This window comes from Dolichospermum sp. DET69 (genome assembly GCA_017355425.1).
Taxonomy (GTDB): domain Bacteria; phylum Cyanobacteriota; class Cyanobacteriia; order Cyanobacteriales; family Nostocaceae; genus Dolichospermum.
In genome coordinates this window covers 2,950,247-2,964,718 of record CP070233.1, presented here as the reverse complement: position 1 = coordinate 2,964,718, position 14,472 = coordinate 2,950,247, and the positions used below count along the sequence as shown (strand labels likewise).

General features: G+C 36.0%; 15 protein-coding genes. 7 read left to right on the top strand and 8 right to left on the bottom strand.

Annotated elements, in window-relative coordinates:
• The first annotated feature begins 9 nt into the window (after positions 1 to 9).
• Positions 10 to 294: a UPF0175 family protein gene (locus tag EZY12_13595; GenBank protein QSX65904.1), complete on the top strand. Its 285-nt coding sequence runs from the start codon at positions 10 to 12 to the stop codon at positions 292 to 294.
• 5 nt (positions 295 to 299) lie between these two features.
• Positions 300 to 782 (top strand): DUF3368 domain-containing protein, encoded by a 483-nt coding sequence (locus EZY12_13590; GenBank protein QSX65903.1) that lies wholly within the window; start codon positions 300 to 302, stop codon positions 780 to 782.
• A gap of 35 nt (positions 783 to 817) precedes the next feature.
• Here EZY12_13590 and EZY12_13585 read toward each other — a convergent pair whose 3' ends face one another.
• The 3 genes from EZY12_13585 to EZY12_13575 all read right to left on the bottom strand — a co-directional run bounded on the left by EZY12_13585 (position 818) and on the right by EZY12_13575 (position 3,143).
• Positions 818 to 1,822 (bottom strand): peptidoglycan-binding protein, encoded by a 1,005-nt coding sequence (locus EZY12_13585; protein QSX65902.1) that lies wholly within the window; start codon positions 1,820 to 1,822, stop codon positions 818 to 820.
• Between the two features lie 88 nt (positions 1,823 to 1,910).
• Positions 1,911 to 2,744 (bottom strand): peptidoglycan-binding protein, encoded by an 834-nt coding sequence (locus EZY12_13580; GenBank protein QSX65901.1) that lies wholly within the window; start codon positions 2,742 to 2,744, stop codon positions 1,911 to 1,913.
• Positions 2,745 to 2,996: 252 nt separating this feature from the next.
• The gene (locus EZY12_13575; GenBank protein ID QSX65900.1) at positions 2,997 to 3,143 is read right to left on the bottom strand and encodes a type II toxin-antitoxin system HicB family antitoxin; all 147 of its coding nucleotides are present in this window, start codon (positions 3,141 to 3,143) and stop codon (positions 2,997 to 2,999) included.
• 219 nt (positions 3,144 to 3,362) lie between these two features.
• Here EZY12_13575 and EZY12_13570 point away from each other — a divergent pair, with 219 nt between their 5' ends.
• The 3 genes from EZY12_13570 to EZY12_13560 all read left to right on the top strand — a co-directional run bounded on the left by EZY12_13570 (position 3,363) and on the right by EZY12_13560 (position 4,542).
• Positions 3,363 to 3,620, top strand: coding sequence for a hypothetical protein (locus EZY12_13570; GenBank protein QSX65899.1), 258 nt, complete (start codon positions 3,363 to 3,365; stop codon positions 3,618 to 3,620).
• Complete coding sequence (locus EZY12_13565; protein QSX65898.1) at positions 3,610 to 4,029, top strand: PIN domain-containing protein; 420 nt, start codon at positions 3,610 to 3,612, stop codon at positions 4,027 to 4,029. The genes EZY12_13570 and EZY12_13565 overlap by 11 nt, the downstream gene beginning before the upstream one ends.
• A 162-nt stretch (positions 4,030 to 4,191) precedes the next feature.
• Complete coding sequence (locus tag EZY12_13560) at positions 4,192 to 4,542, top strand: DUF4263 domain-containing protein (protein QSX65897.1); 351 nt, start codon at positions 4,192 to 4,194, stop codon at positions 4,540 to 4,542.
• A gap of 229 nt (positions 4,543 to 4,771) precedes the next feature.
• Here the strand turns inward: EZY12_13560 and EZY12_13555 are convergent, their stop codons facing one another.
• The 5 genes from EZY12_13555 to EZY12_13535 form a co-directional block, all read right to left on the bottom strand.
• Positions 4,772 to 5,626 carry a lipase family protein gene (locus EZY12_13555; GenBank protein ID QSX65896.1) on the bottom strand — a complete coding sequence of 285 codons (855 nt, stop codon included), beginning with the start codon at positions 5,624 to 5,626 and terminating at the stop codon, positions 4,772 to 4,774.
• Positions 5,627 to 5,817: 191 nt separating this feature from the next.
• Positions 5,818 to 6,330 (bottom strand): hypothetical protein, encoded by a 513-nt coding sequence (locus EZY12_13550; GenBank protein QSX65895.1) that lies wholly within the window; start codon positions 6,328 to 6,330, stop codon positions 5,818 to 5,820.
• A gap of 29 nt (positions 6,331 to 6,359) precedes the next feature.
• The gene (locus tag EZY12_13545; GenBank protein QSX65894.1) at positions 6,360 to 9,239 is read right to left on the bottom strand and encodes a hypothetical protein; all 2,880 of its coding nucleotides are present in this window, start codon (positions 9,237 to 9,239) and stop codon (positions 6,360 to 6,362) included.
• A gap of 16 nt (positions 9,240 to 9,255) precedes the next feature.
• Positions 9,256 to 10,344 carry a hypothetical protein gene (locus tag EZY12_13540; protein QSX65893.1) on the bottom strand — a complete coding sequence of 363 codons (1,089 nt, stop codon included), beginning with the start codon at positions 10,342 to 10,344 and terminating at the stop codon, positions 9,256 to 9,258.
• 11 nt (positions 10,345 to 10,355) lie between these two features.
• A complete protein-coding gene (locus EZY12_13535) occupies positions 10,356 to 11,027 on the bottom strand; it encodes a hypothetical protein (protein QSX65892.1) in 672 nt (223 codons plus the stop codon).
• A 435-nt stretch (positions 11,028 to 11,462) separates the two neighbouring features.
• Here EZY12_13535 and EZY12_13530 point away from each other — a divergent pair, with 435 nt between their 5' ends.
• Both EZY12_13530 and EZY12_13525 read left to right on the top strand, forming a co-directional pair.
• Positions 11,463 to 12,821: an NACHT domain-containing protein gene (locus EZY12_13530; protein QSX65891.1), complete on the top strand. Its 1,359-nt coding sequence runs from the start codon at positions 11,463 to 11,465 to the stop codon at positions 12,819 to 12,821.
• A 171-nt stretch (positions 12,822 to 12,992) separates the two neighbouring features.
• Positions 12,993 to 14,144 carry an alanine--glyoxylate aminotransferase family protein gene (locus tag EZY12_13525; protein ID QSX65890.1) on the top strand — a complete coding sequence of 384 codons (1,152 nt, stop codon included), beginning with the start codon at positions 12,993 to 12,995 and terminating at the stop codon, positions 14,142 to 14,144.
• Positions 14,145 to 14,472: the final 328 nt, after the last annotated feature.

Genomic DNA, 14,472 nt, shown 5'->3' with positions numbered 1-14,472 from the left:
AAAACAAATATGTCAACCCATAACTTATCAACTACAATCGAACTTAGTGTCCAGATTCCTGATATTTCTGAATCGAGCCGCAAAGAAGCAGAATATAAAGCCAAAGAAGCCTACATTATAACTTTACTTAGATACGGAGAGATTAGTAGTGGACTAGCCGCCAGATTGTTAGGAATTTCTCGTCTAGAAGTGATAGATTTAATGGCAGTTTATGGAATATCTGTTTTTTCACCCCAAAGCAAGGAAGAATTAGAACAAGAAGTTGCTGAAACCCTAGCTATGCTGGAGAAGTAACAAAAGTGATTGTTGTTTCTAACACCACCCCCTTCAGTGAATTGGCAAAAGTAGGACGAATGAACTTATTAGGGGATATTTTTGGAAAAGTTATCATTCCCCAAGAGGTTTACGACGAAATCACAACAGGAACTCATCCAGCAGTCAATGCAGTAAAATCAGCAAACTGGATTGAGGTTTTATCAATTCGCAATTCTCAGCAAGTCTCTATTTTGCAATCAGAAACCAATCTAGACTTAGGTGAATGTGCTGCGATTATTTTAGCTGAAGAATTGGGCGCAGATCGAGTTTTGATTGATGAATGGGCGGCGCGAAAAGTAGCAAAATCCAGACATTTACCTGTAACTGGTACTGTTGGTATTTTATTAATTGCCAAACACCAGGGATTGATTGAAAGTGTCAAACCAGTGCTAGATGAATTGATGGCTCAAGGTAAACGTATTAGTCAACAACTTTATCAAGAAGTTTTGGATATGGCCAAGGAATAACTTTTAACAATGATTCAATATTGAAATTGCGATAATTATACTGGTGGTAAAATGAGTCGTTGGATAACTAATTCTGGATTATCTAAGAATGGATTAATTTGGTTAAAATCAAATAGTCCATTGGCAATATCTCCAGCATATTGATGAATTAAAACTTTACAAGGAACTGGGTTTGCAGGTGCTACTTGATCTCGATTCCAATTGCGGAGTTTTGTAAGGTTATTACCGTAATTGGCAACCCATAAACCATGACATTGTGCGCCGGCTTTCATAGCAGCACTGAGATTTTGTTTTGAAGTTGGATCTTGCTTGGCACTCAGGTAAACGCAAGGAAGCAATTTCACTTTACTACTGGCATTTAAAACGGCTTCTGACCATCCTAAATAAAAATCTTTGGATAATGATGGTTGTCCTTCAATTCCTTCAACGTCAAGAAAGAAATATAAGCCATCTCCCTGTGCAGCTAGATAATCTTCCCCAAAGGTTGATATCAAATCTTGTGCATGACTATTACCGATTTCTTTTCCTTTTTGTTGTGTACCATCAACTTTATTAGTCTGTCTGGAAATTGGTAAAAGTCGAATTTTAGCATCGTGGAGGGGCTTATTTTCTTTTGCGCGAAGGTACTCACCATCGTTGCTATTGCCTTGGAAATATCGTCCCCAAAAACGTGGAGGTGTTTCCATAAAAGTGGTTGCTTTGGGAATCATTTTAGCTGTGACATTTTCCAAGGTATCAACACCACCGATGCCGGTTAAACTCAATGAACTAGGCCACTCACATTGCCATCCAAATAATTTTTCATGGTTATCAAGGGCTGTCCATGTATTTACACCAACCTTACCATCTGCTGTTAAGCCGACTTGTTGCTGAAATCGTTTGACTTCATTTTCTGTATTATTACCAAAATCTCCATCAAGGTTTAATGGGTTACATTTGCATCCATTTAACATATCTTGAAGAAAGACAACCCACTCTGTTTTGTCTCCTTTTTGGAGGTTGGAGCGGTTATTTGGTTCAGTTTTTGCTATATTGCTCATTTGGTATTTTTTTGATATTTAATATGTTTATTCCAGTTTGGCTTGTTGAGGGAGCGATCGCCATACCTTTAACATCAGAGGTTGCTATTTAAGATATACCTAATAATCTGCGGGTTTGAGGTCCAACAACACCATCTTGACTTAAACCTTTTTGTTTCTGAAACTTCTCTACAGCAGATTCCGTATTGTCATCATAAATACTATTAATTTGGGTTGCGTTTAGAAAACCAGCATTAACTAACGCTTGCTGAACTTTGCGAACATCTTCACCTTGCAAATTAGGATTAGTAAGTTTCAGAAGTCTAGCCGTAGCAAAACCTTCGGCTGGAGACATATCCAGTCGTGCTGCTGTTTGGGGTCCGAATGTACCATCTATTGTTATTTGATCGTTGGGGTTGTTTTTGTTCCAGAGTTGCTGAAAAGCCTTTACCCCAATATCGCCAATATCATCCCTAACACCGCTACCTCTATAGGTGAAATGAACTGAATCAGCATTACCAAACCAATCCCAACCTTCATTTTCTAAAGCAGATATCCAAGCCTGAAAATCAGGAGTATCCAAAGCTAAACCATCTTCATGATTACTTAAACCTGGCCTGGCTGCACGTGGTATGTTACACTGACCATTCTCATGCCAGCTACGCAGAAGGTGCTGTTGAGCAACTGTCCGATAAGCAGAATTTATTTTAAGAGTTGTTCCGCGTGTTTGTATAGCACGTCGGAGTGCTTCTTTGGCTGCGGGTTGAAGAAAAGGATTAACTGCTTGGCTGGTAGGATTGATATTCAAATCTTCAAAATTCACTAGCACATTAGGAATGAGAAGATTCATTTCAGCAATAATTTGTAGGCTTAGACCTCTAACTATAGCTGTGCTACAAGAACCATTAGACTGATTGGCAATTACTTGTTTTACGGTTGGCATATATTTTTGTGTTGAGAAACAGATATTTCTGAAGACAGAAGAACTTTAATTTGCTTTTTTTTGCAGCACTCCGAAAACTCATTCAGCGATCACTAAAGTCACAGAGTATACTTTCCAATGCCCCAAAGCAATGGAAGTTTGCCAACTTAAGCAAGGAACTTAAGAATCCTGACAAACGATACTGTTACAGGTTATCAAATAATTAACGCTTTGTCTTCGATGGTACGTTACAGTATCCTAGTGAGTCAGAATTTAGGAGAAAACAAATATGTCAACCGATAACTTATCAACTACAATTAAAGATTTTGTTTGGGTGTAACAACCAGGAATACTAGGCATAGATGCGACAAAATAACCATCAGCATCTCGTTCAATAATTACATTAAATTCTCTACTCATGTGGGTATGGGGATTGTGTTGATATATTTTATATTAGAGGATTTTGGGTTAGTTTCCTTTTCTAAAATTCCTTGACAATAATCCGTGCATATAAAATGATTATTATGATATAATTGTGAATAGGATGTTTGAAAATTTAATTTTTAAGGAAAATTATTTTTTAGTGCAAAATTACTAACTCTCAAGTTTTGATTTGAAAATGGAGGTCACGTAAATATCATGAGTAAAGCATTAACAATTCAGTTATCAAATGAGTTAGAAGAAAAGTTATTAATTCAATCTAAAAAACTCAATTTATCTTTAGAGGAATTAATTTTACAATCACTAACCAAATCAATAAAATTGATAGATAGCTATGAAGATGATCCTATTTTACCTTTATTGGGTACATTAAGATTTGAAAATTCTGATATTGGGAAAAATCATGATAATTATCTCAGAGAAAATTTACAACAGGAATTAAAAGTTGACAAATAAGGTTTTTATAGATACTTCAGGGTGGGCTAATTTATTTGTTGCTACTGAGTCTTATCATGAAAAAGCAAAATTGTGGTTTCAAGAAGCACGAAGACAAAAGTTAGAAATGATCACAACTAATTATGTCGTTCTTGAATTAGTTGCATTATTGAATAGTCCTTTGCGTGTACCGCGTTCACAGTTATTTCAGTATGTGGATGCTGTGAGAACAGCTTCTTATATTCACTTAATTCATATTGATATATCTATTGATATAGCAGCTTGGGACTTACTGAAAACAAGGGAGGATAAAACTTGGTCTTTGGTAGATAGTACATCTTTTGTTATCATGAAACAATTTGATATTCAAGAAGCATTAACTACAGATAATCATTTTGAACAAGCTGGTTATATTCGGTTATTAAAATAAGTAGGTGAACCGAAAAATTTAAATGTATGTGAAGAAAAGTAAAATCGCCCAAAACTCTCTTCCTGTTCCCTGTTCCCTTGTCATAACGACAATTTTTAACGCCAACCTACTTAGTAATTGGAGATTCTATTAAAAAATCCTATTGTTTTGTGGAATTTGAAGATGCTGCATCTAACAGCATATTTGTTTCCAGATCAAAATACTCCTGAATGGTCTTCCAGATTTGAAAAAGGATTCACCCAGATTTTAGATTGGTTTTGGAAACTGGACGATTTAGAAAAAACAGATGCTTTTGAAGATAGGTTTACTGCCAGAAATATTGACTATATGGGATTGCTAATTATTGGCAGAAATGAGCATTTAGAACCTAGAGAGAAAAAGAGGCTGGAATGGCGACAGAAAAACCTAATTCTAAATTCTAAACAAGTCTACTGTATGACTTTTGATGAATTATATGATGATCTATTATTCCGACTTGAAAAGTATCAGTTGGCAGCGGAACTAGACAATTAAATAGGGTTTGTTGAAATTGCGATAATTATGCTGGTGGTAAAATGAGTCGTTGGATAACTAATTCTGGATTGTCTAAGAATGGATTGATTTGGTTAAAATGCATCCATTTAATATATCTTGAAGAAAGACAACCCACTCTGTTTTGTCTCCTTTTTGGAGGTTGGGACGATTATTTGGTTCAGTTTTTGCTATATTGCTCATTTGTTATTCTCTTTGAGATTTGGTTGATTTAATATAAATTAGAAGATTTAGATAAGATTTCCAGATATTTATCTAGGTTATGATTGTCAGGAATGTTCCCTAATTGAAACGTAATTGCAATCGGGATACCAATATGCTGAAAAGTCAAATCACTACCCATTATGGACTCTGGTAAATTGAAGACTTTTTCTAAAATATTGGCAACAAATTTTTCGCCAAATTTTTGCAAGCCGAATGCTTCTGTTTTTAGATTCAGTGTTGCCAATGGTAAATAAGGAACAATATCCTCAGTGTTAAAAATACGCCAAGAATATATTTTGCGAGATAAAAATTCTGTAGCAAATTCTATATTACCTGTCCGTGGACTAGCAAAAGTATATAGTTCTAAATCAGTTGATTTAAAGTTAGTTTTTGTCAAAATGTCTGCGACACATAAAGTAGCTAAAGCTCCACCTAAACTATGTCCAGAAACAAAGATTTTCTTTTGTGCTGATATCTTCTTTAAATCTTTTAAATCTGAAATAATATTTGGGGATAGTTCACTGTAAATGTCATTAAACCCAGCAGTTGTTTTACTTTCACCCCAATCAGCAATGGATTGTGATTCTGTTTGATTTATCTCGGCATTATCAGTCCACTCAGAAGCTGTTCTTGTTCCTCTGAAAATTATATAGACATTACTATTTTTCTCTGCAACAAATCCAAAAGGGACAGTATCTTCATTTTGCTTAGATTTAAATGTGGTTCTTATAGTGTAACCATCAGGCTGCCATGTCTGTGACTGGGAATCATTATCGCGTTGTTCGTATTGTTGGTAAGCATTATTAATTAGTTGACCTAATTCAAGAGCGATATCTAAATCAAAACCTTCAGAATAAAACATGAATTTCTCCTATTTCTAATTGGGTTACAAATTTTTGATCTTTTCCATTCCACTGAAATTGCACACACATTAATGTCACTTGGAATAGTGGCTCTGTTTAATGAAACTCTGTAGAAACGTTTGATAAAACGTCTCTACAATATGTTCAATTTAGATGCAAAATGCTGTAATTCTCATTCCTGAACTTGATTTTAGATTGAATTATTGGGCTGGTCGGGGAGTGTGCATCGAGGATAAAGAGTCTCAATGATATTTTTCTCCAATTTGGAACTTTTTTCGTCAGATGGTGCTATGTTTTCATTTTCCAGCTTGATTAGTAACCGATCAATCTGAATCTTTGATATATTGGAGATTTTCTTACAATCTTGATCATTTATCTCGATTGTTTGATCTGAAGCATTTGTGAAAAATTTACAAGGACCAATACCACTAAAGTTTTGAATATCTCTGACATCACTACAAAGATATGTTTTCTCAATTTTATCGGAATAAATCATTCCCTTACGTATGACGGTGCAAGTACGTTGATCGCATCGATCTATCTCAAGTCTTCTGTTTTTTCCATAAAACTTACCCCAACCTAATTTAACCTGATTGTCTCTGCGTACACGGGCTGGAAAAGCAGAACCAATATCCGCCACACTCAAAATAGATAGGGTGACAATTGAAGATACAAGAAGCAAACAAGACTGTGATTTTTTCATGTGTTTTTACTCCATTTGTGGAATTAAAATTAATATCGAATTGAATTGTTAGAAGATATTTTCGTACTAAGGCTCTGGATAATTTGCTTCAGTACAGCTTCTTCAAAATTTTCAAGACTTTTTGATTCGATATTCTGGTAAAGAATATCAACAGCTTCCTCAATACAAGATTCAAAGCGTTGAATCTGTTCAAGAGGGATAGTGGGGAAAATATTGATAATGTATAATTTTGGGGGATCTAGCTCCTCCTTTTCTTGGCTATTGAAACTTGTTAAGGTTTTTTTCCTATTTGGAAACTCCGCTTCATTACTGTTAGAAATTAACTGTTTGGAAATTCCTGCCCAATATGGATATGTCCAACCAAAAATGCGTGTAGTTTCTTGCAGTATCTCCAGGGATAACGTTTGCTCAACGGTTTTATAAGAGCAGATCCAGTGGCTTAAGTCATCTAAAAATTGAATCAATCCATTTTTTAGTCCACTAATGATAAATGCTTCCTTAAAGTAACCAAGCCAAGCTACAATGTCCGCCAATTCTCTCAGTACCCCTATCTGCTTCCAGTCTTCTTCAATAGCGTATGCAACTTTTCTGGCTATACGAAATTCCCTTCCTTGAGCTATGTTTATTACCAAACCTAGCAAATCTTGACAAATAAAATATTTGGATTTTATGGCAGTCTCAGCAATTTTTTTCACTTCTGAGTTTACAGCTTGATCTATTTCTTGTAAAAAGATATCCCGTTCTTCTCTTAAAGTTTTATCATGATCGTACCTTTCAGTTAGTTCTATCATTCTTTCCGCACGTTTCCTGAATTTATCCATCTCTTGTTTCGCTGCTGCGGAGTTCTGAATATTATGGCAAAGTGCTTGTGCTTTCTCCCTAAAACCAGCTTCTGCTAAGATTACTGACCATTGACTTAGAACTTCTTCAGTATACTCACCTTGCTCTATATTCGGTGCGAGTTCCTCGGCTTCATTAAAAGCTTTACGGGCTTCTTCAAGATACTTACTTTTAACTATAGCTATTGCCAATCTTCGTAATTCCTCTGCTTTCGCAAATTTATTGGTATTAGGAATATGTTGTATAGCTTCCTTTGCCTTTAAAAAATATGCGAATGCTTCCTCTATAAACCCAGCCTCGACTAAATTTTCGGTGAATGTCCGTAATCTTGCTGTTCTGTCCCAAGCATCCTCAATGACGTTGGAAATATTCATGGCTTCCTCGAAAACTTCTCTCGACTGCTGTATATTCCCAGCTTTTGCTAAGACAGTTGCCAGATACTGTAACAATTCTGCTTTCTTTTTGTTGTTTTCTTTAATTCCATCGGCAAGTGTTTTTAGTTCGACCAACAAGGCTTCACTGGCCGATTTATCCCCAAGTTGTGCTTGTGAAATTGCCAGATTTCCCAAAATTACTAATCGTTCTTCATTATTTTTATCTTCAATTTTATCTGCTATTTCCTGAACTTTATTTAATATTAAATTCGCTTCCTTTTTATATCCTGCACGGGCTAAAGCTGTTGCTAAATCTAGCAATCTTTCAGACTTAATTAAAGTTAGCGATAATTCTGGGAAGACGTTACTCCAGTCTGCTGTTTCTATAAGTTTTTTAGCCAAGCTAAACAGGTGTTCGGCTTTTTTAGCTTCTTTAGTGTTAGCTAAAGTAGTTGCTAAATATAAAAAAGCCTTAAATTTAGAGTCAGCGTTATTTATTTTTTCTATAATATTTTCAGCTTCGTTGAGTTTTTCAATTTCTCCTAAACCTGTTGCCAACTTTACTAATACTTCTATCTTTTCAAAACTCTCATTTCTAATTTTATTTAATATTTCTTCTGCTTTGACTAATCGTCCAGTTCTAATTAAAGCAATTACCAAATCTCGCAAAATTTTTGTTATTGACCATGAATCGTCTTCAATTTCATCCTCTGCAAGTTTTGTCGCTTCATCTAAAATAGTAGAATCAGATTGATCAGTACCTTGCAACCCATGATATATAATCAATAAAGCGTTCAACTTTTGCTCAGGATCAGTACGTAAACGAACATAACTTAATGCTTCATCTTTTCTTCCTAACCACGCCAAAGTTTCTAAAGCCCTATCGTCATAACTACTTCCGCGCTGATATACTACTTGCAGAGCAGCATTAAGCTTAATGATGGTTAGCAATTGTTCTGGGGGTACAGTATCTTTAAATTTAGCGATCGCTAATTCCAGATCATTGACATAAGGGCGATCGCTCTTATATACATCACGTTTCCGGTTCATCCAGTCTGGGGAAGCAGTCAGCAGCGTGTAAAGTTCCTCTTCCCGTCCAGCAGCAGCTAAATGTTGAGGTAAATGCAATAATCCATAGTGGTCTATTAAATTTATGTTTTTCCAGGAATTAGATATTTCTTTGTAATAGGATGCAATTTTATCATGATAGTCTTTTTCGATTAATAGATAAGCCCTATTACGTTTATTGTCTAATAAGTATTCTTTTAACGAATTATGATAAAAGCGATAACTAAATGCTGTATCACCTTCAGTTTCTTTTAAAAATTGCTTAATGGTAATAATTATAGAAGAAATATAGCCAATCTGTATAGTGGAAAAATCAGCTATTTGCTGCTGAGTTAGGGCTTCTTTAGCAACGGCAAGGATGCCTACAATTGGCAAATAATTTTTTACCCAATCTTTATCATCCGTTGGTTTTGTACTAATAATGCTATTTTGATTAATCTCAGTACCGAATCTTTTAGCTTCATCAGAAAGGTATTGCTGTATAGTGTCAGGATTTTTTACTATTACAGTTACTTTTGTTCCACATTCAGATTCCTTATCATTAACATCAAAAATGTTATCTTTGTCTTGCTTCCACGCCGTAATTAATCCCGATGGAATCCTTAGCCTTCCACTTGTAAACTTCACACTAAATTTAATTGTATTAGGTATGTATGTTTTCGCGGATTTTATTCAGTACGAAAAATCTATATATTTCATCAAGTCCTTTAGGAATTTTACTTATATCTAATTTACCTTCTTGTATTACCTGCTCAAAAAAATGATAAAGATATAGAAAATTATTATCACTCTTCTTTTGAATTTCATCAATAATTTTATCTTTTGTATTTTTTGTATTATTTATTTCATTATTAACTAATTTACAAAGCCGCTCTTCATTTATACGTTTCTGGATATATTCTATTATGTCAGCCTTAACTTGTGTTTCATGCAGGTTAAAATCAATAAAATCTTCGGTTTTATAAAATGTTGTTTTTACTTTTTCTATCGGTCTAGAAGTCATCACTAGACGCAAATTCTTTGGACAATCATTATAACGTGGAATAACATCTAAAATGCTCTTACCTGAACCTTCAGATAACTCATCCAGAGCATTAATCAAAATAGTTACTTCTTTATCTTTTTCAGCTAGGGGCAGATTTTGAATTTTTTTAATAGGATCGAGTACAGCCAAGTGCAGCAATGTTTCTTCATCAAGAGCTAATGCTGTATTTACTACATTTTGAATCTGTACACCAGTTACTTTAGTATTTGATACATCTCTTAATTCAATTTTTACATTAGCTTTTAAAGGTTCTTGCCAGGGTAAACGGAATAAGTTCTTAATAATAACCGAGTTAACGTCACTTCCTTGGGTAATAGAATCACCTGTTAAAGAAACATCTAAAGAACCTGCCTCATCAAAAATCTGCTCACCATATTTTTCGTAAAGTTGTGAACCAATAGAAAGTAGAAATGACCGAGGATCAATGCCAGTTACACTACTGACAGCATCAAATCGAATAAAGTGACGAGGACAATTCCAATGATTAGCTAGATAAGCTAGATAAGCAGTTTTACCGCTTCCTGGTTCACCAACTATAATCAAATGCTGCTTGCCAGGATTTTCTTCAAAATGCCTTTCAATCTCTTTTAAAAGCCATTTTCTTTCCACAAAATCACCAGGATTAAAGAGAGATGCAATAGTTTCTTGGTGAGTTGTAATTGTCTTAGTCTTAACTGAATCAGTCATAAAAATGTTTTTTAAAGTAATTTAATCACAGCATTCTTTAAATCAGGTAATTTTTCTTTAGGTATTGTTCCTATATTTTTCATCACAATGCCCATGATATCGCTATCTTTATCATCCAACTTTTCAATATCGGATACTAAACTTGCCAAATTTATACGGGTTTTTTCCGGTAGTTTTTCTATATTTTGTGATAGTTCACTTGCATTGAGTACAGCAGCACGCGCGTCAACGTTTTTTGCATTTCTAATATTCACAATCGCCCGTATCGCCTTTATTTGGTCTGGAGTTAAATTAATATTGGACTCTATTAGACGTGCTACAACTATTTCTGCATTATCTATATCTATTTTGTTACTTCCACTATCTGATTCTCTCAACTTGTATGCTTGGTCTCTTATCTTGTCATTATCCTCAAACTTTTTACTCTCAAGATATAAATAGGAAATAACAGCCAGAATAGGTACAAAATAGAATACTATATTAAGTTTTTCATTTGGTTTTCCAAGTATCGTCAGGATAACTAGCAGTATTAGGTAGACGGACAAAAAGATTAAAATCTCATTGGTTAGCTTTTTGGCTAACTCATTTACAGTTTTCATTCCCTCAGTTACAACCTCTTGACCGGGCGCTTTGATTGAATCAGTTACAGCGGCTTGATCAGGCAATTTACTTGGCTCTGTCATGAATGGGTACTTCCTTGCTAATTTCTAATAGCTACACGCATTAACATTTTATTTTGTCTTCTATTAGACTAACCGCACCAGTTTCTTACTTAACACGCCATTTAGCAATGGAAGTTTGCCAACTTAAGCAACGGAACTTAAGAATCCTGACAAATAATCGCTCTCACTCCTCTACCACAACCCTTTCAAGCGTTGAGACTGTAAGCAAATTAGACCGTAGAATTATTTCAAATTGTTAAAACTTCCCCTTTTTGCAAAATGCTGTATTGATAAACACATCAAGCAACCGCTATACTCTGTTCAATCTCTTAGTTGTATCTTTATACTCTTGTCAGATTAATACCGTTTTCCCGGAAATCAGTCATTTTTCCGACGGTTAGAGTTAATCCTCTTGCCCTATTCGGCCTTGCTTAAAAAAATTTATATTTTATACTCATGGATCTACCAAGAAAACGTAAACGTGGGTCAATCCTCACGATTCAAGGTTTAAATAAACTTGAGAACGCCATAAAAATAAAGGAATATAGTGAAAATAACGGCAAGCGATTTACCCTAAACAATCTCTATGAACAGACTCGCTTAGACCCTCATACTTTATGCAAAATTTTTAACCGCAACGTCAGAGTTGATACAAAGTCTCTAGTCAAATGCTTCAAAGCATTTAATCTGGTGCTAGAGGCTGATGATTATCAATCATCTCTTCCCGTCCCATTAGTTAAACAAGAAACACACTCAACACAATTCCCTATCCAACCTCTACAGCCTCAAATTCAGCCTTATGGAAATTATGGTTTAGCCCCCGATGTCTCCGTTTTCTATGGACGCACCGCAGAACTGGCAACATTGAACCAGTGGATTCAGGTTAATCGCTGTCAATTAATCATGGTGTTAGGTATGGGTGGTATGGGCAAAACCACTCTCATAGCCAAGTTAATGCAAGGCTTTACCAAAAGCACAGACTCGTCATTATCAGAATTTAAGTATGTCATTTGGCGATCTCTTCATCATGCTCCCACTGTCCAAGAAACCTTAACTGATCTAATTCACATCCTCTCTGACCAGAAAGCCATTAATTTACCAAAATCTCCAGATCAACTAATATCAAAGTTAATGCAGTATCTCCATCAAACTCGTTGTTTGCTGGTTTTGGATAATCTAGAATCCATTCTGCAATGGGGAGAACGAGGGGGATCTTATCGAGAAGGGTTTGAAAGCTATGGACAACTGATTAGAACAATTGGGGAGTCTACCCACAAAAGTTGTTTAATTATCATCAGTCGAGAACCACCCATCGCATTTAGTCTACTAGAGAAAAAAGCCAATTCGATTAAATTACTGATCCTGAAAGGGCTGCTTCCTGAAGACGGACTCAAGATTTTACAATCAGAAGGCATTGACGAAACTCAAGCAGAATGGCAAACATTACATAATCACTATGGCGGAAATCCCCTCATGCTGAAAATTGTCGCCACCACTATTCATTTTCTATTTTCTAGCAAAATTGATATTTTTTTAGCCCACGATGTCACCGTCTTTGGCGATATTTACGATTTATTAGATCAACAATTTCAACGCTTATCAGATTTAGATAAAACCGTGATCTATTCCTTAGCAATTCACCGCAAACCCATATTAATGCCAGAATTACTAAACGAGATTATTCCCCCTGTTACTTCCCAGAAACTATTGGGAATACTAGAGAGTTTGAAATTGCGATCTTTGATTGAATTCAATGGAAACGGATTCACAATACAAAACGATGTGATAGAATATGTTACCAATCAGTTTGGATAACAGGGAACAAAACAAGATTATAGAGATTTCTATTTTTAACAAAACGTATAATTGAATAGCGCGAGAGAAAATATGGAACTTAATTAATTAGTCGCACTTCGGCATACTCATTGACCACATACCGCTATATGATGCGATTAATTACAATTTCATCTCACATAAATTAAGTTTATGACATTCGCTTTTTCCATCAACGATAGTCAGCGTTTAGGACTCGAACCCCTAGATGTTCCCCACCGTCTCTTATTGGGGCCAGGTCCTTCCAACACTCATCCAGCGGTATTACAGGCGATGAATACTGCACCTGTAGGGCATTTAGATCCGGCTTTTTTAACCCTGATGGATGAGATTCAATCTCTGTTGCGTTACACATGGCAAACAGAAAACCCCCATACTATCGCCGTCAGTGGCACGGGTACAGCCGCAATGGAAGCCACTTTAGCTAATTCTGTCGAACCGGGTGAGGTGGTATTAATTTGTGTAGCTGGTTATTTCGGTAATCGTTTGGTAGATATGGCAGGCAGATATGGCGCAGATGTCAGAACTATTACTAAACCCTGGGGACAAGTTTTCAATTTAGAGGAAATCAGTGCCGCAGTAGCTACCTATAAACCAGCAATTTTAGCTTTAGTTCATGCAGAAACTTCCACAGGCGCTCGTCAACCCTTGGAGGGTGTGGGGGAATTGTGTCGTCAACATGGAACTTTGTTGTTAGTAGATACTGTTACCAGTTTGGGTGGTGTTCCTATCTTTTTGGATGAGTGGGGCGTTGATTTGGCTTATAGTTGTAGCCAAAAGGGTTTGGGTTGCTCTCCAGGTGCGTCACCGTTTACCATGAGTGCGCGGGCCATGGAGAAGTTGCACAAGCGTCAATCGAAGGTGGCAAACTGGTATTTAGATATGACTTTGTTGGGGAAATATTGGGGAAGCGATCGCACATATCACCACACCGCGCCAATTAATTTGTATTATGGTTTAAGGGAAGCTTTGCGTTTGGTGGCAGAAGAAGGTTTAGCAAGTTGTTGGCAACGGCATCAAAAAAATGTCGAGTATCTGTGGGAAGGTTTGGAAGATATCGGTTTAAAAATGCACGTGGAGAAGGAATTCAGATTACCAACTTTAACGACTGTTTGTATTCCTGAAGGAGTAAATGGTAAGTCTGTGGCTCGGCAGTTGTTAATTGAGCATAATATTGAGATTGGTGGCGGTTTGGGTGAACTTGCTGGTAAGGTTTGGCGTGTGGGTTTGATGGGTTTTAATAGTCGTCCTGAAAGCGTGGATAAGTTTATAGCTGCACTAGGAACAATGATCTCTAATAATTAGTTCGTTTGTAAGCTAAAACGCACCTAATTTAAATATTCGGGCGGGCAGGGATGCCCACCCCACAATATTTAGACTCCTAACAGGTTATATAATTTAAATGCGGAACAGCTTACAGCACTTTCTGCTGTTATGAGCTGCATCATAGCCCCCTCCTCGCAAGCGGGGAGGGGGTTGGGGGTGGGGTTCTTGTATCTCACTCAACAAAAGAACCGCTATATCAGACATTAAATAATGTAGAGAATTAATAAGAAGTGCAGATTCTACAACTCATTAGGTAGATAATAGAAAAGTTACAACTAATTGACGAGAATTTATACTTCTTGTATTG